Below are 22,874 nucleotides of genomic sequence, written 5' to 3'. Positions count from 1 at the left end.
ATTACCTGAAAGCACGACATTGCTCACATTGCTTCCAGTATTATTTTACAGCCAGCGCTTCGCTGGCTTTTTTTTTGACCCGTATCTTCCGCCGACGGCTGACGTGCGAGTGCTTGAGGCAACGTAACCTGCGACACCCTCCCTCAACTTGCGCTAAGGTATGAGGCAGTCACCTTCAAAAAGGATTGCACCATGACCTTACATTGCGCATTTATCGGTTTTGGTAAAAGCACCACCCGATACCATCTCCCTTATGTTCTTAACCGTAAAAATAGCTGGCATGTGGCGCACATCTTTCGCCGCAGCGCGAAGCCGGAAGAGCAGCATCCGCAGTATTCACACATCCATTTCACCAGTGATCTTAACGACGTGTTTGACGATCCAAAGGTCAAGCTGGTGATCGTCTGTACCCATGCCGACAGCCATTTCGATTATGCGAAACGCGCGCTGGAAGCGGGAAAAAACGTGCTGGTGGAAAAACCCTTTACCCCGACAATGACCGAAGCGAAGGTATTGTTTGAACTGGCGCAGAGCAAAGGGCTGACGGTCACGCCGTACCAGAACCGTCGCTTTGACTCCTGCTTCCTCACCGCTAAAAAGGTGATTGAGAGTGGTAAGCTGGGCGAGATCGTCGAAATTGAAAGTCACTTTGATTACTACCGCCCGGTAGTTGAAACCAAACCCGGTCTACCGCAGGACGGCTCGTTTTACGGCCTTGGCGTGCATACGATGGACCAAATCATTTCGCTGTTTGGCCGTCCGGACCATGTCGCGTACGACATCCGTAGCCTGCGCAACCACGCTAACCCGGACGATACCTTTGAAGCGCAACTGTTTTACGGCAACCTGAAAGCGATCGTCAAAACCAGCCACCTGGTGAAAATCGACTACCCCAAATTTATCGTCCATGGCACCAAAGGTTCTTACCTGAAGTACGGTATTGATCAGCAGGAAACCAGCCTGAAAGCCAACATCATGCCGGGGGAGCCAGGTTTTGCGGCGGATGACAGTATCGGTCAACTGGAGTACGTCAACGAGGAAGGCGTTACCGTCCGTGAAGCGGTAAAACCGGAAACCGGCGACTACGGCCGCGTGTACGACGCGCTGTATGAAACGATCGTCAATGGTCGCCCGAATTACGTCAAGGAATCTGAAGTTCTCACTAATCTCGAAATCCTTGAACGTGGGTTCGAACAGGCGTCTCCTGCCACGGTAACCCTCGCAAAATAAGCTGCACTGACTCCTCTGCGCTTGTTCATATTTTTTGAACAGAGGAGTCAATTTTCACCCTCTATGATCTCAGGGCGATCGGGTACACACTTATTCCATCGAAACGAACACGGGGTGAACACAATGATTTATTTACGCAAAGCAAACGAACGTGGCCATGCGAACCACGGCTGGCTGGACTCCTGGCATACTTTCTCTTTCGCCAATTATTATGACGCCAACTTTATGGGTTTCTCGGCGTTGCGGGTGATTAACGACGACGTCATCGATGCAGGACAGGGGTTTGGCACCCATCCGCATAAAGACATGGAAATCCTGACCTACGTGCTGGAAGGTGCGGTGGAGCATCAGGACAGCATGGGTAACAAAGAGCAGGTACCGGCAGGTGAATTCCAGATTATGAGCGCGGGTACTGGCGTTCGCCACTCTGAGTACAACCCGAGCGAAACCGAGCGTCTGCGTTTGTATCAGATCTGGATAATTCCGGACGAAACCGGCATTACGCCACGCTATGAGCAGCGTCGCTTCGATGCCGTGCAGGGGAAACAGCTGGTGCTGTCGCCGCAGGCGCGTGATGGTTCCCTGAAAGTGCATCAGGATATGGAGCTGTACCGCTGGGCGCTGGCGAAAGATGAACAGTCGATTCATCAGATTGCCGCCAACCGCCGCGTGTGGATCCAGGTGGTGAAAGGCAATGTCACCATCAACGGCACCAAAGCCACCACCAGCGATGGTCTGGCTATCTGGGATGAGCAGGCGATCTCGGTTCATGCCGATGAAGCCAGCGAAATTCTGCTGTTTGATCTGCCGCCGGTATAAATAAAATCTCAACCTTCCCTTTTCCCATGGGAAGGTTGAGTCATCTCCGTGATAAACTGAAGGAATGTTTCTCAATCGGTTTCTCTCAGGACGATGAAAAAGAAAAGACCCGTACTTCAGGATGTGGCAGATCGTGTCGGCGTGACCAAAATGACGGTCAGCCGTTTTTTGCGTAACCCGGAACAGGTGTCCGTGGCATTGCGTGGCAAGATTGCCGCCGCTCTCGATGAACTGGGTTATATCCCGAATCGTGCACCGGACATCCTCTCCAATGCCACCAGTCGTGCGGTTGGCGTCCTGTTACCCTCCCTCACTAACCAGGTGTTTGCTGAAGTGTTACGCGGAATTGAAAGCGTGACCGATGCGCACGGATATCAGACCATGCTGGCGCACTACGGCTATAAGCCGGAGATGGAAGAGGAGCGGCTGGAATCCATGCTCTCCTGGAATATCGACGGATTAATTCTCACCGAACGCACCCATACGCCGCGAACGCTGAAAATGATCGAAGTGGCGGGGATCCCGGTGGTGGAACTGATGGACAGCAAATCCCCCTGCCTGGATATCGCCGTTGGTTTCGACAACTTTGAAGCCGCACGTCAGATGACCGCCGCGATCATCGCCCGTGGTCATCGGCATGTTGCCTATCTCGGAGCACGTCTTGATGAACGTACTATCATCAAGCAGAAGGGGTATGAGCAGGCAATGATTGACGCCGGGTTAATGCCATACAGTGTGATGATGGAGCAGTCGTCGTCATATTCATCCGGCATTGAGCTGATGCGTCAGGCGCGACGCGAATATCCACAACTGGATGGCATCTTCTGCACCAACGATGACCTGGCGGTGGGTGCGGCGTTTGAGTGTCAGCGTCTGGGGCTGAAAATTCCTGATGACATGGCGATCGCCGGTTTTCACGGTCACGACATTGGTCAGGTTATGGAACCGCGTCTTGCCAGCGTGCTGACGCCGCGCGAGCGGATGGGCCAGATTGGTGCCGAGCGTTTGCTGGCTCGCCTTCGTGGCGAGAATGTCACACCTAAGATGTTAGATTTAGGTTTCACGTTGTCACCGGGTGGATCCATTTAGTCTGACAAAGTTGATGTAGCTCACAGTTATAAACATCCCGCACGAATGGATATTGCTTCTGCTCTTACCCCGCAGGACAATGTTACCGATAACTGTTACCCGTAACAAATTTACCAACGGTGCTGTGGGAGCGACACAATGAGCACGACTAACCATGATAACCATATCTACGTCCTGATGGGCGTTTCCGGCAGTGGCAAATCTGCTGTCGCCAGTGAAGTAGCGTATCAACTGAAAGCCGCGTTTCTTGATGGCGACTTTCTTCATCCGCGTAAAAATATCGACAAAATGTCATCCGGCGAACCGCTGAATGATGACGATCGCAAACCGTGGCTGCAGGCGCTGAACGACGCTGCTTTCGCTATGCAGCGTACCAATAAAGTGTCGCTGATTGTCTGTTCTGCACTGAAAAAAACCTATCGCGATATCCTGCGCGCCGGGAACCCGAACCTTTCCTTCATCTACCTGAAAGGCGATTTCGACGTCATTGAAAGCCGTCTGAAAGCACGTAAGGGTCATTTCTTCAAAACCCAGATGCTGGTGACGCAGTTCGAAACGCTGCAGGAACCGGGCGCTGACGAAAGCGATGTGCTGGTAGTGGACATCGATCAGCCGCTGGACGGCGTTGTCGCAAGCACCATTGAGGTAATCAACAAAGGCAGTAAGTAGTGAGTACATTGACGTTAGTTTTAACAGCAGTGGGTTCAGTGTTACTGCTGCTGTTTTTGGTCATGAAAGCGCGTATGCATGCTTTTGTGGCATTGATGGTGGTTTCTATTGGTGCAGGTCTCTTTTCCGGTATGCCGCTCGACAAAATCGCGGCCACCATGGAAAAAGGGATGGGAGGTACACTGGGCTTTCTGGCGATTGTTGTCGCGCTGGGAGCGATGTTTGGCAAGATCCTGCACGAAACTGGCGCAGTTGATCAAATTGCCGTCAGGATGCTGAAATCGTTTGGTCACAGTCGCGCGCATTATGCGATTGGGCTGGCGGGGCTGATTTGCGCGTTGCCGCTATTTTTCGAAGTGGCGATTGTGCTGCTGATTAGCGTGGCGTTTTCGATGGCGCGTCACACCGGCACAAACCTGGTGAAGCTGGTGATCCCATTGTTTGCGGGAGTTGCGGCCGCCGCTGCGTTTCTTTTGCCTGGCCCGGCGCCGATGCTGCTGGCCTCGCAGATGCACGCGGATTTTGGCTGGATGATCCTCATCGGCCTGTGTGCAGCTATTCCGGGGATGATCATTGCCGGTCCGCTGTTTGGTAATTTCATTGGTCGCTACGTCGAACTGCACATTCCTGATGACATCACCGAACCACATCTCGGTGAGGGGAAAATGCCCTCCTTCGGCTTCAGCCTCGCGTTGATCCTGCTGCCGCTGGTGCTGGTGGGGCTGAAAACCATCGCGGCGCGCTTTGTTGAGCCGGGTTCGACGGCATACCAGTGGTTTGAGTTTGTCGGCCATCCATTTAGCGCGATTCTGGTCGCCTGTCTGGTCGCCATATACGGTCTGGCGATGCGTCAGGGAATGCCGAAAGACAAAGTGATGGAAATCTGTGGGCATGCGCTGCAACCGGCAGGTATTATTTTGCTGGTCATCGGCGCGGGCGGCGTGTTCAAACAGGTGCTGGTGGATTCCGGCGTAGGCCCGGCGCTCGGAGAAGCGCTGACCGGCATGGGCCTGCCGATAGCCATTACCTGCTTTGTGCTGGCGGCCGCAGTGCGCATTATTCAGGGCTCGGCTACGGTGGCTTGTCTGACAGCCGTGGGGCTGGTGATGCCGGTTATCGAACCGTTACATTACAGCGGCGCGCAGATGGCGGCACTCTCTGTCTGTATCGCGGGCGGCTCCATTGTGGTCAGCCATGTCAACGACGCGGGTTTCTGGTTGTACGGTAAATTTACCGGTGCGACCGAAGCACAGACGCTGAAAACCTGGACGTTGATGGAAACCATTCTCGGTACCACAGGCGCAATTGTCGGCATGATAGCCTTCTCGCTGTTAAGTTAACTTTTCTTCTGCCCGGTGGCTATCTCATTGCCGGGCACTGCCTTCCTCTTTTCCCGCATCTTCATCAAAAAGCGTGCCTTATTATCGGCAAAATTTCTGATACTGAGGGGATCATTGATTATTTTCACTTGCGACTTTGGTAGCATTTTGTAATGTGATAGGTGTCGCAGTTCAACGATATAACGCACACATACAACAGCACACACCTCTGCAGGAAAAACGCTATGAAAAATGTTGGTTTCATCGGCTGGCGCGGTATGGTCGGCTCTGTTCTCATGCAACGCATGGTTGAAGAGCACGACTTCGACGCCATCCGCCCGGTTTTTTTCTCCACCTCGCAGCATGGGCAGGATGCGCCCGGTTTTGGTAAAGAGGTCGGAAGCAAGCTTCAGGATGCTTATAACCTGGAGGCACTGAAGGCACTCGATATTATCGTTACGTGCCAGGGCGGCGATTACACCAACGAGATTTTCCCGAAGCTGCGTGCCAGCGGCTGGCAGGGGTACTGGATTGACGCTGCCTCATCGCTGCGCATGAAAGACGATGCCATTATCATTCTTGACCCGGTTAACCAGGGCGTGATCACCGACGCGCTGAACAAAGGCGTCAAAACCTTTGTCGGCGGCAACTGCACCGTCAGCCTGATGCTGATGTCGCTCGGCGGGCTGTTCGCACAGGATCTGATTGAGTGGGTGTCTGTGGCGACCTATCAGGCCGCGTCCGGCGGTGGTGTGCGCCATATGCGCGAGCTGCTGACTCAAATGGGCCAGTTGCACAATTACGTTGCCGATGAGCTGGCAGACCCGGCGTCCGCGATCCTTGACATCGAACGTAAAGTGACCGGCCTGACCCGCAGTGGCGAGCTGCCGGTCGATAACTTCGGCGTACCGTTGGCGGGCAGTCTGATCCCATGGATCGACAAACAGCTCGACAACGGCCAGAGCCGCGAAGAGTGGAAAGGTCAGGCCGAGACCAACAAAATTCTCGGTACGCAGCACACCATTCCGGTGGATGGCCTGTGCGTACGCATCGGCGCGCTGCGTTGCCACAGCCAGGCGTTTACGCTGAAACTGAAAAAAGATGTGTCAGTACAGACTATCGAAGAGATGCTGGCGGCACACAATCCGTGGGCGAAAGTGGTACCAAATGATCGCGAAATCACCATGCGTGAGCTGACCCCTGCGGCGGTGACCGGTACCTTAACCACACCCGTAGGCCGTCTGCGCAAGCTGAACATGGGGCCGGAGTACCTTTCCGCCTTCACCGTTGGCGATCAACTGCTATGGGGCGCGGCCGAACCGCTGCGCCGCATGCTGCGACAGCTGGCGTAATAATTTTTAATGACTTAGGGGTGCGCTGACACCCCTTTTTTTGCGTAATACAAGGAGGACGCGCAGATGTTTTATTTTTTCTCGGGAGCCATATAAAGCGTTGGCTATGCTTTAAGCAAGGTAATGTATTTCAACCTTAGCTGAGGGTAGGACGGAGCAGGGAAGATGCACAGTCAACATGCTGCACCGTTCAGGTCAAAAATGTCACCGCAATTGTGGAAGAGGGTGACACTCAAAAAACAGGATAGAAAACCATGTCTGATCGTATCGATAGAGACGTGATCAATGCGTTGTTTGCCGGTCATTTTGCCGACCCTTTTTCGATTCTTGGCATGCATCGTACTGACGATGGACTGGAAGTCCGCGCACTTTTACCGGACGCGACGGATGTCTGGGTTATTGAACCCAAAACCGGACGCAAAGTCGGTAAGCTCGAATGCCTCGATTCCCGCGGCTTTTTTTGGGGTGTCTTACCTCGCAGGAAAAACCCTTTTCGTTATCAACTCGCCGTCACCTGGCACGGTCAACAGAATCTGATTGACGATCCTTATCGTTTTGGCCCGTTGCTCCAGGACCTGGATGCCTGGCTGCTGTCGGAAGGCACGCACCTGCGCCCTTATGAAACTCTCGGCGCACATGCTGATACCATGGATGGCGTTACTGGTACCCGCTTCTCTGTCTGGGCGCCCAATGCACACCGTGTGTCCGTCGTCGGGCAGTTCAACTACTGGGATGGCCGCCGGCATCCGATGCGTCTGCGTCGTGAATCCGGGATCTGGGAACTGTTTGTGCCCGGCGCACATAATGGGCAGCTCTACAAATTTGAGATGATCGATGCTCATGGCAAGCTGCGCATTAAAGCGGATCCTTACGCTTTTGAAGCTCAGATGCGCCCGGAAACCGCGTCGCTGATTTGCGGCCTGCCGGAGAAAGTGGTGCAGAGCGAGGAGCGCAAACGTGCCAACGACTTCGACGCGCCAATCTCTATTTACGAAGTGCACCTCGGCTCGTGGCGTCGCCACACTGATAACAACTTCTGGCTGAGCTACCGTGAACTGGCCGATCAACTGATTCCTTACGTTAAATGGATGGGCTTTACCCACCTTGAACTGTTGCCGGTGAATGAACATCCATTTGACGGTAGCTGGGGCTATCAGCCGACCGGGCTGTACGCGCCGACCCGCCGTTTCGGCACCCGTGATGATTTCCGTTATTTCATCAACGCCGCGCATGCCGCCGGGCTGAACGTGATTCTGGACTGGGTGCCGGGCCATTTCCCGTCCGATGATTTCGGGCTGGCGAAGTTTGACGGCACTGAGTTGTATGAGCACAGCGATCCGCGCGAAGGTTATCATCAGGACTGGAACACGCTGATTTACAACTATGGCCGCCGCGAAGTGGCGAACTACCTGGTGGGTAATGCGCTGTACTGGATTGAACGTTTCGGCATTGACGCGCTGCGCGTAGATGCGGTGGCATCGATGATCTACCGCGACTACAGCCGTAAAGCGGGCGAATGGATCCCCAACGAGCACGGCGGTCGTGAAAACCTCGAAGCGATTGAGTTTCTGCGTAACACCAACCGTATTCTCGGCGAGCAGGTGCCGGGGGCGGTGAGCATGGCGGAAGAATCGACGGATTTCGCCGGTGTCTCGCGTCCGCCTTCAATGGGCGGCCTCGGTTTCTGGTACAAGTGGAATCTGGGCTGGATGCACGACACGCTTGATTACATGAAGCTGGACCCGGTACATCGCCAGTATCATCACGACAAGCTGACCTTCGGCATGCTCTACAACAACACCGAAAACTTTGTGCTGCCGCTCTCACACGACGAAGTGGTGCACGGGAAGCGATCAATCCTCGACCGTATGCCGGGCGACGCATGGCAGAAATTTGCCAACCTGCGTGCTTATTATGGCTGGATGTACGCTTTCCCCGGGAAAAAACTGCTTTTCATGGGCAACGAATTTGCTCAGGGCCGCGAGTGGAATCATGACAGCAGCCTCGACTGGCATCTACTCGAAGGCGGCGATAACTGGCATCACGGCGTACAGCGCCTGGTGCGCGATCTGAACCATACCTATCGTCATCACAAAGCGCTGCACGAGCTGGATTTTGATTCCTACGGCTTCGAATGGCTGGTGGTAGATGACCATGAACGCTCGGTGCTGATCTTTGTTCGCCGCGACAAGCAAGGCAATGAAATCATTGTCGCCAGCAATTTTACTCCGGTTCCGCGTCATAACTACCGTTTCGGCATTAACCAGCCGGGCCGCTGGCGTGAGGAGCTGAATACCGACTCCATGCACTACCACGGCAGTAATGCCGGTAACGGCGGGGTAGTGGAAAGTGAGGCGATTGAAAGTCACGGGCGGCCGAACTCGCTCAGCATTACGCTGCCGCCGCTTGCGACCATCTGGCTGGTGCGGGAGGGAGAATGACCAAACTGATGGCCGGGGCTCCATCGCCGCTGGGCGCAAGCTATGACGGAAAAGGAGTAAATTTCGCCCTCTTTTCCGTCCATGCGGAGCGGGTAGAGCTTTGTCTGTTTGATGGTAAGGGGAGCGAGCGACGCCTCCCCCTGACATCACGCAGCGGTGATATCTGGCACGGCTATCTGCCGGATGCGCATCCGGGATTGCGTTACGGCTATCGGGTTTATGGTCCGTGGGATCCGGCAAAAGGGCATCGCTTTAATCCTGCGAAGCTGCTGTTGGACCCCTGTGCGCACCGGGTTGAGGGCTATCTGCCGGACAACCCTGTGTTGCATGGAGGCTGGGACGCGCCTGATCCTCGCGACAGCGCTGGCGTGGCACCTGTCTCCGTGGTGGTGGATTTAGGCTACGACTGGGAAGACGATGCGCCTCCTGCCACGCCGTGGGGCAACAGCGTTATCTATGAGGCGCATGTAAAGGGGCTGACCTGGCTGCACCCGGCAATCCCTGAAGCGCAACGCGGCACTTATAGCGCGCTCGGTCATCCGGTGCTCATTAACTATCTCAAACAGTTAGGAATCACCGCGCTGGAGCTGCTGCCAGTGGCGCATTTTGCCGACGAACCCCGACTGCAGCGAATGGGACTCAGCAACTACTGGGGCTACAATCCATTAGCATTATTTGCCCTTAATCCACGTTATGCCGCATCGGCAGAGACCGCCCTGACGGAGTTTCGCGATGCGGTAAAAGCGCTGCATGCCGCAGGAATAGAGGTGATCCTTGATGTGGTTCTCAACCACAGCGCGGAAATCGATCTCGAAGGTCCGACCATCTCACTGCGCGGAATTGATAACAGTAGCTATTATTGGATTAGGGAAGACGGTGATTATCACAACTGGACCGGTTGCGGAAACACACTCAATCTCAGCCATCCTGGCGTTGTGGAGTTAGCGCGGCAGTGTCTGCGCTTTTGGGTGGATGAGTGTCATGTTGATGGTTTTCGTTTTGATCTGGCGTCAGTGATGGGGCGAACCCCGGAATTTCGACAGGATGCGCCGTTGTTTACGGCGATCCATACCGATCAGGTGTTATCGAAAGTCAAACTGATTGCCGAACCCTGGGACATCGGCCCAGGCGGTTATCAGGTGGGGAATTTCCCGGCACCCTTTGCGGAATGGAACGATCATTTCCGCGATGCTGCCCGCCGTTTCTGGCTGCAGCAGAACTTGTCGCTGGGCGAATTTGCCACACGCTTTGCCGCTTCCAGCGATGTGTTCAAACGTAATGGCCGTCTGCCGTCGGCATCAGTCAATCTGATCACCGCGCATGACGGTTTTACCCTGCGAGACTGCGTTTGCTTCAATGAAAAACATAATGAAGCGAATGGCGAAGAGAATCGCGACGGGACTAACAATAACCACAGCAATAACCATGGTATAGAGGGGTTAGGTGGCAGTTTTGATGTGATTGAGCGCCGACGAGCCAGCGTCCACGCTCTGATGACAACGTTGCTGCTTTCTCAGGGGACACCCATGCTGCTGGCCGGTGATGAACACGGTCACAGCCAGCATGGCAACAATAATGCTTACTGTCAGGACAACGCCTTAACCTGGCTCGACTGGGAAAAGGCGAACAGTGGCCTGATGGCGTTCACCGCCGCGTTAATTCACTTGCGCCAGCGCATACCGGCATTGATCCGGGACGCCTGGTGGCAGGAGGGAGATGGCAATGTGCGGTGGCTCGGTCAGGATGCGCTGCCGTTAAGCGCTGATGCATGGCAACACGGTGTTAAGCGGATGCAAATCCTGCTTTCCGATCGTTGGCTCATCACCCTTAACGGGACACAGGACGTTGCAGAAATTGTTTTGCCCTCGGGAGAATGGCATGCCGTTCCTCCCTTTGCCGGTGAGGATAATCCGGTCACCATGGCTATCTGGCATGGGCCTGCGCACGGAGTGTGCGTATTTGAGAGGTCAACAGCATGACATCATTGAGGTTACCTGCAAACAGGTAATCCGGAGATGACATGTCGAAGCTCTAACGAGCATGAATAAAAGGAGTGAATCATGGTTAGGCTAGATAAAAACGATCCGTTGATGCTGGCGCGTCAACTGCCCCTTAAATCCGTTGCGCTGATCCTCGCAGGCGGGCGTGGCACCCGACTGAAAGATTTAACAGTGAAGCGCGCGAAACCGGCGGTCCATTTCGGTGGTAAGTTCCGCATTATCGATTTCGCGTTATCGAACTGTCTGAACTCGGGCATTCGCCGTATCGGCGTCATCACCCAGTATCAGTCCCACTCGCTGGTGCAACATATACAGCGCGGCTGGTCATTTTTCAGTGAAGAGATGAATGAATTTGTTGACCTGCTGCCGGCGCAACAGCGTGTACATGGAGAGAACTGGTATCGCGGTACCGCCGACGCCGTCACGCAGAACCTCGATATTATCCGTCGCTACAAAGCGGAATATGTCGTTATCCTCGCCGGCGACCATATCTACAAACAGGACTATTCACGCATGCTGATCGACCACGTCGAAAAAGGCGCACGTTGTTCAGTAGCCTGTATGCCGGTGCCGGTTGCAGAAGCGACGGCGTTTGGTGTGATGGCGGTCGATGAGCATGAAAAAATTATCGATTTTGTCGAAAAACCGGCAAATCCACCGACCATGCCAGGCGACAACACGAAATCGCTCGCCAGTATGGGGATCTACGTTTTTGATGCCGATTATCTTTATGAACTGCTGGAAGAGGATGATCGTGACGAGAATTCCAGTCACGATTTCGGCAAAGACATCATTCCAAAAATCACCAAAGCAGGCGATGCGTATGCGCATCCGTTCCCGCTCTCTTGTGTGCAGTCCGATGAGACGTCAGAGCCTTACTGGCGCGATGTGGGTACGCTGGAAGCCTACTGGAAAGCGAACCTCGACCTGGCGTCGGTCATGCCAGAACTGGATATGTATGACCAGAACTGGCCGATTCGTACTCATATGGAATCCCTGCCGCCGGCGAAATTCGTCCAGGACCGCTCCGGGAGTCACGGCATGACGCTGAACTCACTGGTTTCCGGCGGTTGCATCATTTCTGGCTCCGTGGTGGTGCAGTCAGTGCTGTTCCCGCGTGTGCGGGTGAATTCCTTCTGTAACATTGATTCGGCAGTCTTATTACCCGACGTGTGGGTCGGCCGTTCGTGCCGTCTTCGCCGCTGTGTTATCGACCGGGCCTGTGTTATTCCGGAAGGGATGGTGATTGGTGAGAATGCGGAAGAAGATGCGAATCGCTTCTACCGTTCTGAGGAAGGAATTGTGCTGGTTACGCGCGATATGCTGCGCAACCTGGGCTATAAACAGGAGCGATAATGCAGGTTTTACATGTTTGTTCTGAGCTGTTCCCGCTGCTGAAAACTGGCGGACTGGCTGACGTATTAGGCGCATTACCGGCGGCTCAGATTGCGGAAGGCATTGATACTCGCGTACTTCTGCCTGCGTTTCCTGATATTCGACGCGGGATCCCTGACGCTCAGGTGGTAACGCGCCGTGATACGTTTGCCGGGCGGGTTACGCTGCTGTTCGGGCATTTCAATGGCGTCGGCATCTATCTGATTGATGCGCCTCATCTTTACGATCGCCCTGGAAGTCCTTATCACGACACGAACCAGTACGACTATAGTGATAACGTGGTGCGCTTTGCACTGCTCGGGTGGGTGGGCTGTGAAATGGCCTGCGGGCTGGATCCGTTCTGGCGCCCGGAAATTGTTCATGCGCATGACTGGCACGCCGGGCTCACCCCGGCTTATCTGGCAGCGCGCGGGCGACCAGCGAAGTCCGTGTTTACGGTGCACAACCTGGCGTATCAGGGGCAGTTTTATGCGCACCACATGAATGACATCCAGCTGCCATGGGCGTTCTTTAACATGCACGGGCTGGAGTTTAACGGCCAGATTTCGTTTCTGAAGGCGGGGCTCTATTACGCTGATCACATTACGGCGGTCAGCCCGACCTATGCGCGGGAAATCACCGAACCGCAGTACGCGTATGGGATGGAAGGATTGCTGCGTCAGCGACACCTTGAGGGGCGCCTTTCCGGCATACTCAATGGAGTGGACGACACTATCTGGAACCCGGAAACCGATCTTCTGCTGGCGGCGCGTTATTCCCGCGACACGCTGGAAGAGAAAGCGGAGAACAAACGTCAGCTGCAAATCGCCATGGGGCTGAAAGTTGACGAGAAGGTGCCGTTGTTTGCCGTCGTCAGCCGCCTCACCAGCCAGAAAGGACTGGATCTGGTACTGGAAGCGCTGCCGGGCCTGCTTGAGCAGGGTGGGCAACTGGCGCTCCTGGGCGCGGGCGATCCGGTGCTGCAAGAAGGTTTCCTTGCGGCTGCAGCGGAATACCCGGGGCAGGTGGGCGTGCAGATCGGCTATCACGAAGCGTTCTCGCATCGCATCATGGGCGGTGCTGACGTGATTCTGGTGCCGAGCCGCTTTGAGCCTTGCGGCCTGACGCAGCTTTACGGGCTGAAGTACGGTACGCTGCCGCTGGTACGTCGTACCGGCGGACTGGCAGATACCGTTTCTGACTGCTCGCTGGAAAACCTGGCCGACGGTGTCGCCAGTGGTTTTGCTTTCGAGGACAGCAATGCCTGGTCACTGCTGAGGGCGATTCGGCGCGCGTTTGTACTGTGGTCGCGGCCCTCGCTTTGGCGCTACGTCCAACGTCAGGCAATGGGAATGGACTTTAGTTGGCATGTCGCTGCTCACTCGTACCGTGAGCTGTACCAGCGCCTGATGTAATCACAGGAATCATTGCTATGAATGCACCGTTTAGCTATGCATCACCCACCCTCAGCGTTGAAGCGCTGAAGCACTCTATCGCCTATAAGCTGATGTTTACCATTGGCAAGGATCCGGCGATCGCTAACAAGCATGAATGGCTGAACGCCACGCTGTTTGCCGTTCGCGATCGTCTGGTGGAACGCTGGCTGCGTTCCAACCGCGCTCAGCTCTCCCAGGAAACCCGCCAGGTGTACTATTTGTCGATGGAGTTCCTGATTGGTCGTACGCTCTCCAATGCGATGCTGTCGTTGGGCATTTATGATGACGTCAAAAACGCGCTGGAAGAGATGGGGCTCGATCTCGAAGAGCTGATTGATGAAGAGAATGACCCCGGTCTTGGCAACGGCGGGCTGGGTCGACTGGCTGCCTGTTTCCTCGACTCGCTGGCAACGCTTGGCTTGCCGGGGCGCGGTTATGGGATCCGCTACGATTACGGTATGTTCCGTCAGAACATTGTCGACGGACGGCAGAAAGAGTCTCCGGATTACTGGCTGGAGTACGGTAACCCCTGGGAATTCAAGCGCCACAATACCCGTTACAAGGTGCGTTTCGGCGGTCGTATCCAGCAGGAAGGGAAGAAAACCCACTGGATTGAAACCGAAGAGATTCTGGCTGTGGCCTATGACCAGATAATCCCTGGTTATGATACTGACGCTACCAACACTCTGCGACTGTGGAACGCGCAAGCCAGTAGCGAAATCAACCTCGGGAAATTCAACCAGGGTGATTACTTTGCGGCGGTGGAAGATAAAAACCACTCCGAGAACGTGTCGCGCGTGCTCTACCCGGATGACTCCACCTATTCGGGGCGTGAGTTGCGACTGCGTCAGGAGTATTTCCTTGTCTCCGCCACCATTCAGGATATCCTGAGTCGCCATTACCAGTTGCATAAAACCTATGACAATCTGGCGGATAAAATTGCCATCCACCTGAACGACACCCATCCGGTGCTGTCGATTCCGGAACTGATGCGCCTGTTGATTGACGATCATAAGTTCACCTGGGACGAAGCTTTTGAAGTGACCTGTCAGGTCTTTTCCTACACCAACCACACGCTGATGAGCGAAGCGCTGGAAACCTGGCCGCTGGATATGCTGGGGAAAATCCTGCCGCGCCATCTGCAAATCATCTTTGAAATCAATGACTACTTCATGAAGACGCTGCAGGAGCAGTATCCGAACGATACCGCGCTACTGAGCCGCACGTCGTTGATTGATGAGTCAAATGGTCGCCGCGTGCGTATGGCATGGCTGGCGGTGGTGGTAAGCCATAAGGTCAACGGCGTATCGGAACTGCACTCAAACCTGATGGTTCAGTCGCTGTTTGCCGATTTCGCCAACATCTTCCCGATGCGCTTCACCAATGTGACCAACGGCGTCACGCCGCGTCGCTGGCTGGCGCTGGCGAACCCGTCGCTCTCCGACGTACTGGATGAGAACATCGGCCAGACCTGGCGTACGGATTTGAGCCAGCTCGTTGAGCTGGAACAGCACATTGATTTCCCGGCGGTGAATCAGGCGGTGCAGCGTGCCAAGCTGGAGAATAAAAAGCGTCTGGCGCTGTACATTGCTACGCAACTGAACGTGGTCGTTAACCCGAAGGCGTTGTTCGATGTGCAGATCAAGCGCATCCATGAATATAAACGTCAGCTTATGAACGTGTTGCATGTCATCACACGTTATAACCGCATCAAGGCCGATCCGACAGCAGAATGGGTGCCGCGTGTGAACATCTTCGCGGGTAAAGCCGCGTCGGCGTATTACATGGCGAAGCACATCATTCATCTTATCAACGATGTGGCGAAGGTGATCAACAACGATCCACAGATTGGCGACAAGCTGAAAGTGGTGTTTATCCCCAACTACAGCGTGAGCCTGGCGCAGCTGATCATCCCGGCGGCTGATCTCTCTGAGCAGATCTCGTTGGCCGGTACGGAAGCCTCAGGCACCAGCAACATGAAGTTTGGTCTTAACGGCGCGCTGACCATCGGTACGCTTGATGGCGCGAACGTGGAGATGCTGGAACATGTCGGTGCGGATAACATCTTCATCTTCGGTAATACGGCGGAAGAAGTGGAGGCGTTGCGTCGCAGCGGCTATAAACCGCGTGACTACTACGAGCAGGATGAAGAGTTGCACCAGGTGCTGACGCAGATTGGCACCGGCGTCTTCAGCCCGGACGATCCGAATCGCTACCGTGACCTGCTGGATTCGTTGATCAACTTTGGCGACCACTATCAGGTACTGGCCGATTATCGCAGCTATGTAGATTGTCAGGATAAAGTGGATGAATTGTATCGTCAGCCGGAAGAGTGGACCAACAAAGCGATGCACAACATCGCCAACATGGGCTATTTCTCTTCTGACCGTACGATCAAGGAGTACGCCGAAAACATCTGGCATATCGATCCGGTCAGACTGTAAAACAACATGCCCGGCAACGGCCGGGCATTTTCCTGTTGATTACGATGCCAGCGGCATCTCACGCTTTCCCGCGTGTTGCGCCAGCCATTGGGCGACGCGTGACTGCTCTTCCGCATTCAGCCACATGCCGAGTTTGGTACGACGCCACAGTGCATCGTCCATACGGCGTACCCACTCGTGTTCAACCAGGTAGCGCAGTTCTGCCTCGTACAGTTCGTGACCAAAGTGCTCACCCAGATCCTCAAGGGATTTCGCTTCGCCTAAGACCCATTCACTATTGCTGCCGTAGGTGCGTGCGTAATGGCGTGCCAGCGACTCGCTGATAAACGGGTAGCGGCGGCGCAGCCGGGCGGCGTAATCATCACGATCACCGCCGATCTCTCCACCCGGCAGTATGGCCGTTTTGGTCCATGCCGGGCCAATGCCCTGATAGTACGGCGTCAGTTTTTCCAGCGCGTGTTCCGCAAGTTTTCGGTAGGTGGTCAGCTTACCGCCAAACACTGACAGCAGCGGTGCCTGACCCTGCTCATCGTGAATATCCAGCGTGTAGTCGCGGGTCACCGCCTGTGGTGAATCAGACTCGTCATCACACAGCGGACGCACGCCGGAATAGGTCCAGACGATGTCGTTGCGGGTGAGCGGTTTCTTAAAGTGCGCGTTATAGACTTTCAGCAGATAGTTGATTTCGCCTTCGTCGATTTCAACCTGCTTCGGATCGCCGTGGTATTCAACGTCGGTGGTACCAATGATCGAAAACTCATCCATCCACGGAATAACAAAGACGATACGTTTATCTTCATTCTGCAGAATGTAGGCCTGTTTTTGCGTATGCACGCGTGGCACTACAATATGACTGCCTTTGATCAGACGAATGCCGTACGGCGACGGCAGATGCATGCCATCATCAAAGAACTGTTTCACCCACGGGCCGGTGGCGTTAACCAGACCACGTGCCTGCCAGCAGTATTTCTTGCCCGTATCGATGTCTTCGGCTTCGACAATCCACATTCCGTTTTCACGTCTGGCGGCGGTCGCGCGGGTGCGGGTCATTACTTCGCCACCTTTGCGCGTCACCATCTGGGCATTGGCCAGCACCAGACGGGCGTCGTCTACCCAGCAGTCAGAATATTCGAAACCGCGCACGATTTCCGGTTTCAGCACGGAATCTGCGCCAAAACGCAAACCAGTAGAACCGGGCAGACTGGTGCGTTTGCCAAGGTGATCGTATAAAAAGAGGCCGGTGCGGATCATCCATGCCGGGCGCAGATGCGGGCGATGAGGCAGACGAAAACGCATCGGGAAGGCGATGTGCGGCGCCATTTTCAGTAGCACTTCACGTTCAGCCAGCGCTTCGCTGACCAGACGAAATTCATAGTGTTCAAGGTAGCGCAGCCCGCCGTGGATCAGTTTCGAGCTGGCGCTTGACGTCGCGGCAGCTAAATCCTGCGCTTCAAGCATCAGCACGGATAAACCACGCCCGGCGGCGTCTACCGCGATACCGGCACCGTTAATGCCTCCACCTATCACAATCAGATCTTTGGTTTCCATGCTGCACCCTCACGTACTTTCGTTAAAGCTCATAAATGTTCGATATCGCTCATCATAGCAAACAAACGCGCTTTTGGTAACATCGAAAAAACATTTTGGAGTGATGCGTATAACAAATTAGTATTTCTCTGCCGTCTTGCGATATAGCTGACGGTAAAATCAATAGACCTGCCATATAAATGAAGAGAGCACCATGGATCACTTTGAATGTATTAATGTAGAAGAAGCCCATCAGAAACTGCATCAGGGCGCGGCGGTGCTGGTGGATATCCGTGATCCACAAAGCTACGCATTAGGCCACACCCCCGGCGCCTTCCACCTGACCAACGACACGCTCGGCGTGTTTATGCGCGAGCATGATTTTGAGACGCCGGTGATGGTGATGTGTTATCACGGCAACAGCAGCAAAGGCGCGGCGCAATACTTACTGCAACAAGGCTATGACCATGTCTACAGCGTGGACGGCGGATTCGATGCCTGGCACCGACATTTCCCGTCTGAGGTAGCGCACGACGCCTGAGACGGTATACTGTCCCCCTTTGTGTGGAAAAAGCGGCCCTCCGTATGTTGATGATTACTTCGTTTACCAATCCGCGTATTGCCCAGGCGTTTGTTGATTACATGGCAACGCAGGGGATCATTCTGACTATTCAGCAACATACACAAACGGATGTCTGGCTGGCAGATGAAAGTCAGGCCGATCGCGTTCAGCGTGAACTGGCTCAGTTTCTGGAAAATCCTGCCGACCCCCGCTATCTCGCCGCCAGCTGGCAGGCCGGGCATACCAACAGCGGGCTGCAGTATCGCCGTTTTCCGTTTCTCGCCACGCTGCGCGGAAACGCCGGGCCAGTTACACTGCTCATCATGATCCTGTGCATCGCGATTTTTCTTATCATGAACGCGGTGGGTGACAGAACGGTGATGGTGTGGCTAGCCTGGCCGTTTGATCCCTCTCTTAAATTTGAGCTCTGGCGTTACTTTACTCACGCTTTCATGCACTTCTCCGTTCTGCATATCCTCTTCAACCTGCTATGGTGGTGGTATCTTGGCGGAGCGGTTGAGAAGCGTCTTGGTAGCGGCAAACTGATTGTCATTACGGTGGTGAGTGCGCTGCTGAGCGGGTTTATCCAGCAGAAATTCAGCGGTCCATGGTTTGGCGGGTTATCCGGCGTGGTTTACGCCCTGATGGGTTACGTCTGGCTGCGCGGCGAACGCGATCCGCAAAGCGGAATTTATCTGCAGCGCGGGCTTATCATCTTCTCCTTAATCTGGCTGGTTGCCGGGTGGTTTGATCTTTTTGGCATGGCGATGGCGAATGGCGCTCACGTCGCGGGTCTGGCGGTAGGGCTGGCCATGGCATTTGCCGATACGGTGAATGTGCGAAAACGAACATAAAATTTCCAGGGAATTTCCATGAAGCAGACACAACGTCATGACGCGATAATCGAGCTGGTAAAAAAACAGGGTTATGTCAGTACCGAAGAGCTTGTCGAACAGTTTGCTGTCAGCCCGCAGACCATTCGCCGCGATCTGAATGATCTGGCCGAGCAGAAGATGATTCTGCGCCACCATGGCGGCGCGGCGTTGCCGTCCAGCTCGGTAAACACCTCCTGGCATGACCGTAAGGCCACCCAGACCAGTGAAAAAGAGCGTATTGCCCGTAAAGTCGCCAGCCAGATCCCCAATGGCGCGACACTGTTTATTGACATCGGCACCACGCCGGAAGCTGTGGCGCATGCGTTGCTTGAGCACAGCGATTTACGCGTGGTGACGAACAACCTGAACGTCGCCAATACGCTGATGGCGAAAGACGATTTCCGCGTCATTCTTGCCGGAGGCGAGTTGCGCAGCCGCGACGGTGGCATCATTGGCGAAGCCACCCTCGATTTTATCTCTCAGTTCCGTCTGGATTTTGGCATTCTCGGGATCAGCGGCATCGACACCGACGGCTCACTGCTGGAATTTGACTATCACGAAGTACGCACCAAGCGGGCAATTATCGAGAACTCGCGCCACGTAATGCTGGTGGTGGATCACTCTAAATTTGGTCGTAATGCGATGGTAAACATGGGCAGCATCAGCATGGTGAATGCAGTGTATACCGATGCGATGCCGCCCAACGGCATTATGCAGGTGATTGTAGATAACAACATCCAGCTGGAGCTGTGTTGACGCCTTCGCCCTCTCCCGTCCGGGAGAGGGTTAAACTCCGTAGCCCATCATTTTCAATAACTGCTGTGCGTGCTGAACGGCATCCTGACGGTGTGCCACGCCCAGTTTCTGATACAAATTACGGATATGCGTTTTGATGGTGGTGGCTGCGACATCAAGCTCACCGGCAATCTGCTCGTTGCTGTAGCCAGAGTAGATCAGCCCCAGGACCTGCCATTCGCGCTGCGTCAGCGGGCTGGTGCGGATAAGCTCCGGTACTTCCGGATGATTCAGCAGACGTTCAACGAAGTTCTCATCAAAATGAGCAAATTTATGCCGGTGATGCTGATTGATCTCACGCAGAATGCGCTGCGCGCGGTGCTGCTCCAGTTCCGGTAGGGTATTGAGCTGAATCAGCTGTCGCAGTTGCTGCGCCATGGCTTCGCCTTCAATAACGAAATGGCTGATAAACCCGGTACGATTAGCGAGGGTGAGCGCTTCCAGCAGCGCGTTCTGGGCCTCCGCTTTACGCCCCGCCTGCCAGTAAAGCTGGTTAAGCAGCAGCAGGTTACGGTTCAGATCACTCATCAGACGAAGCGAACGGGCATTCTCGTTCAGTTCTTCCAGTACCATTTCCGCCGGATCGTAGTCACCTAGCAGGATCTGCGCCCGGGCGATATTGCGCCACTGGCTTTGCAGGAAGTGGTTATTGGCGAACTCAGGCTTCGGCGTCTGCCGCAGCCAGAGTGTCGCGGATTTTTTATCGCCTGTCATCTGCCAGTAAATGACGCGCACTTTGTCGGCATTGGACACCCAGTCGCTGTGATACTGGCCGTTACCGAGCAGGTTTTCCAGACGGTTGAGGTGGTTGCGGGCGTTGTCCAGATCGCCGCGGGCCAGCGAACATTGCACGAGCAGCGCCAGACACTGTAACTGCTGCTGCGGTTGATAGGTAGACAGAACGTCCATCCCGTTACGGGCCGCCGCTTCGGATTCATCAAGACGCGCCCAGGCCCACAGTAACTGTGATCGAATGCGCAGCAGAAATTCGTGCATCGGCAACTGTTCGAGGTGCTGTTCGCGGATCAACTGAAACGCTTTTTCCTGCGATTCCCACGCCGCCTGCAAAAAGCCCTGGGCAAACAGAATTTCACTCTGCTGGAGCAGGCTCCACAGCGCGTAATGCCAGACTTCATAGCGGCGCGACATCTGTTCAGTTTGCTGCATCACCGCCAGTGATTTGTTCAGCTCGCCTTTGCAGTGCAGTACCTCGCCGTGAACTGAGGTGGCGACAATGCGGCTGTAATAGCTGGCGAGGGGTAACTCTTCAAGAGCGACCATCGCCAGACGCTCAGCCTCTTCCTGATCACCATCGTTGATGGCGACCTGCGCCCGCAGCGCGTTGAAATCGCCGTGCAGGGTGACATCCATCGCGACGGTCATTTCCTGCTCGGCGCGCGCCAGCAGATTGTTGACTTCGCTGTAACGGTGCTGGCTCTGCATCAGCCAGGCCTGCAACAGCACCAGGCGCGGGTTTTCCAGCAGGCTTTCCCAGGGCAGCGCTGCGAGCGACTCTTCCAGCAACGCCAGTTCGCTATGGTTAAACAATCCCCATGCATGGTTGAGCAGGATATCGCGGAGCATATTGGCATCGCCGGCGGCCAACGCATGGTGGATAGCTTCGGTCGGGAAGCCTTGTGCCATCCAGCTTTCGGCGGCAGCGCGGTGCAGTTCAGGTAATTCTGTCGCCAGTTCCCACTGACATCGCTGACGCAGGAAACTGCCAAACAGCGGGTGATAACTGAACCATTCCCCGGAATCATCCATCCGTTGTAAAAAAAGCCCCTGACGTTCGATCTCCTCCAGCCGCATCTGCCCGTTGTCGACGCCGGTCACGCGGACAATCAGAGCATCGTTCATTGAGCGTAGTACCGCGCTTTTTAACAGGAAGTTACGCGTGTCGGCTTCCACGTTATTGAGCACTTCATCGACCAGATAATCGGACAGGTGGCTGGCGTTAATGCCCGCCAGTCGGCGCGCGGAATGCTGCGCAGCGCTGTTGCTCTGCCGTGCGGAGAGGGCGATCAATTGCAGCGCGGTGGCCCAGCCGGCGACATCATCGCACAGACGGCTGGTTTCGGCGGCTTCGATGGGTGAGGTCAGGCGGCAGTCGAAAAACTGCTTCGCTTCCTGATGGGTAAAGGCGAGCTGCTGACTGCCAATCTCCAGCAACTGATCGCGCACGCGCAAATTAGCGATGCCCAGTTGCGGTAAATTGCGCGACAGCACTACCAGCGTCATGTTTTCAGGCTGATGACGCAGGAAAAAACGCATCGCATCATGGATGACCGGATTGGTGACCAGGTGGTAATCGTCTATCACCAGATAAAGCGGCCGATCCCACTCGGCGAGTTCAATGAACAACTGTGCGAAGAGTGATGTCAGGCTGGCGTACTGGCGCTTTTGCACCATCATCTCGCTCGCCGGGCAATGCCCACCGGTGGCTTGTTGTAGTGCCGCAATCAGATAGCTGGCAAAGCGTTCCTGCTGGTTATCGCCCTCATCAAGCGAATACCAGCCCAGTTCGTTCTTCCCTGCCGCCCACTGCGAAACGAGCGTTGTTTTTCCATATCCAGCAGGACTTGTGACCAGCGCAAGACGATAATTGTTCGCGCCGGAAAGTTTCGCCAGTAAACGTTCCCGCACCACGGTGTGGTCAAGACGAACCGGACGACTTAATTTAGACGGAATCAACATAGTTAGCACTTCACTGTGGCCAATAAACGGAAAGGATTTTTTTTACGCCTCGTAATTAATAGTTATAAAGTCGGCGATAAGAGAATATATTGCAAGTTATGTCGGGAATTGGATTAACTTAATTTGCACTCTGTCACAAATTCCACACATTACTGAAACAGGTTACAGAAACCGGTGCCAGTGCGCGTGGCTACTGGTTTCGTGACGTATTTCAAAGGTGTGATTATTTACATTTGGCATTAAAA

General features: G+C 54.7%; 16 protein-coding genes. 14 read left to right on the top strand and 2 right to left on the bottom strand.

Annotation, left to right across the window (positions count from 1 at the left end):
• Positions 1-192: 192 nt before the first annotated feature.
• The 11 genes from GTGU_RS15475 (at position 193) to glgP (ending at position 16,173) form a co-directional block, all read left to right on the top strand.
• Positions 193-1,230 carry an oxidoreductase gene (locus tag GTGU_RS15475; RefSeq protein ID WP_038158860.1) on the top strand — a complete coding sequence of 346 codons (1,038 nt, stop codon included), beginning with the start codon at positions 193-195 and terminating at the stop codon, positions 1,228-1,230.
• Positions 1,231-1,353: 123 nt separating this feature from the next.
• A complete protein-coding gene (locus GTGU_RS15470) occupies positions 1,354-2,049 on the top strand; it encodes a pirin family protein (protein ID WP_038158858.1) in 696 nt (231 codons plus the stop codon).
• A gap of 93 nt (positions 2,050-2,142) precedes the next feature.
• Entirely contained in the window at positions 2,143-3,138 is a 996-nt protein-coding gene (gene gntR, locus GTGU_RS15465; protein WP_038158857.1) for a gluconate operon transcriptional repressor GntR, read from the top strand.
• A gap of 138 nt (positions 3,139-3,276) precedes the next feature.
• Positions 3,277-3,807: a gluconokinase gene (gene gntK / locus GTGU_RS15460; RefSeq protein ID WP_038158855.1), complete on the top strand. Its 531-nt coding sequence runs from the start codon at positions 3,277-3,279 to the stop codon at positions 3,805-3,807.
• A complete protein-coding gene (gntU, locus tag GTGU_RS15455) occupies positions 3,807-5,147 on the top strand; it encodes a gluconate transporter (protein ID WP_038158853.1) in 1,341 nt (446 codons plus the stop codon). The genes gntK and gntU overlap by 1 nt, the downstream gene beginning before the upstream one ends.
• 224 nt (positions 5,148-5,371) lie before the next feature.
• A complete protein-coding gene (gene asd / locus GTGU_RS15450) occupies positions 5,372-6,478 on the top strand; it encodes an aspartate-semialdehyde dehydrogenase (RefSeq protein WP_038158849.1) in 1,107 nt (368 codons plus the stop codon).
• Positions 6,479-6,732: 254 nt separating this feature from the next.
• Positions 6,733-8,919, top strand: a complete 2,187-nt coding sequence (gene glgB, locus GTGU_RS15445) for a 1,4-alpha-glucan branching enzyme (protein ID WP_038158846.1) — start codon at positions 6,733-6,735, stop codon at positions 8,917-8,919.
• Entirely contained in the window at positions 8,916-10,898 is a 1,983-nt protein-coding gene (gene glgX / locus GTGU_RS15440; RefSeq protein ID WP_038158843.1) for a glycogen debranching protein GlgX, read from the top strand. The genes glgB and glgX overlap by 4 nt, the downstream gene beginning before the upstream one ends.
• 81 nt (positions 10,899-10,979) lie before the next feature.
• Complete coding sequence (glgC, locus tag GTGU_RS15435; RefSeq protein WP_038158840.1) at positions 10,980-12,275, top strand: glucose-1-phosphate adenylyltransferase; 1,296 nt, start codon at positions 10,980-10,982, stop codon at positions 12,273-12,275.
• Positions 12,275-13,708 (top strand): glycogen synthase GlgA, encoded by a 1,434-nt coding sequence (glgA, locus tag GTGU_RS15430; RefSeq protein ID WP_038158837.1) that lies wholly within the window; start codon positions 12,275-12,277, stop codon positions 13,706-13,708. Before glgC ends, glgA begins: the two co-directional genes overlap by 1 nt.
• A gap of 17 nt (positions 13,709-13,725) precedes the next feature.
• A complete protein-coding gene (glgP, locus tag GTGU_RS15425; RefSeq protein ID WP_038158834.1) occupies positions 13,726-16,173 on the top strand; it encodes a glycogen phosphorylase in 2,448 nt (815 codons plus the stop codon).
• 39 nt (positions 16,174-16,212) lie between these two features.
• Here the strand turns inward: glgP and glpD are convergent, their stop codons facing one another.
• The gene (glpD, locus tag GTGU_RS15420; RefSeq protein ID WP_038158831.1) at positions 16,213-17,721 is read right to left on the bottom strand and encodes a glycerol-3-phosphate dehydrogenase; all 1,509 of its coding nucleotides are present in this window, start codon (positions 17,719-17,721) and stop codon (positions 16,213-16,215) included.
• Positions 17,722-17,914: 193 nt separating this feature from the next.
• Here glpD and glpE point away from each other — a divergent pair, with 193 nt between their 5' ends.
• From glpE to GTGU_RS25800, 3 genes are read left to right on the top strand one after another with little or no spacing between them, the layout of a single operon-like run.
• Positions 17,915-18,241 (top strand): thiosulfate sulfurtransferase GlpE, encoded by a 327-nt coding sequence (glpE, locus tag GTGU_RS15415; RefSeq protein WP_038158829.1) that lies wholly within the window; start codon positions 17,915-17,917, stop codon positions 18,239-18,241.
• 44 nt (positions 18,242-18,285) lie between these two features.
• On the top strand, positions 18,286-19,116 hold the full coding sequence (gene glpG, locus GTGU_RS25805) for a rhomboid family intramembrane serine protease GlpG (protein ID WP_038158890.1): 831 nt from the start codon (positions 18,286-18,288) through the stop codon (positions 19,114-19,116).
• 18 nt (positions 19,117-19,134) lie between these two features.
• Positions 19,135-19,893: a DeoR/GlpR family transcriptional regulator gene (locus GTGU_RS25800; protein ID WP_038158826.1), complete on the top strand. Its 759-nt coding sequence runs from the start codon at positions 19,135-19,137 to the stop codon at positions 19,891-19,893.
• A gap of 30 nt (positions 19,894-19,923) precedes the next feature.
• Here the strand turns inward: GTGU_RS25800 and malT are convergent, their stop codons facing one another.
• Positions 19,924-22,629 (bottom strand): HTH-type transcriptional regulator MalT, encoded by a 2,706-nt coding sequence (gene malT, locus GTGU_RS15400; RefSeq protein ID WP_038158823.1) that lies wholly within the window; start codon positions 22,627-22,629, stop codon positions 19,924-19,926.
• Positions 22,630-22,874 lie beyond the last annotated feature (245 nt).

Origin of the sequence: Trabulsiella guamensis ATCC 49490 (genome assembly GCF_000734965.1) — a bacterium.
GTDB classification, from domain to species: domain Bacteria; phylum Pseudomonadota; class Gammaproteobacteria; order Enterobacterales; family Enterobacteriaceae; genus Trabulsiella; species Trabulsiella guamensis.
Note: the sequence above shows the minus strand (reverse complement) of the source record. Positions and strands in the feature narration are given on the sequence as shown.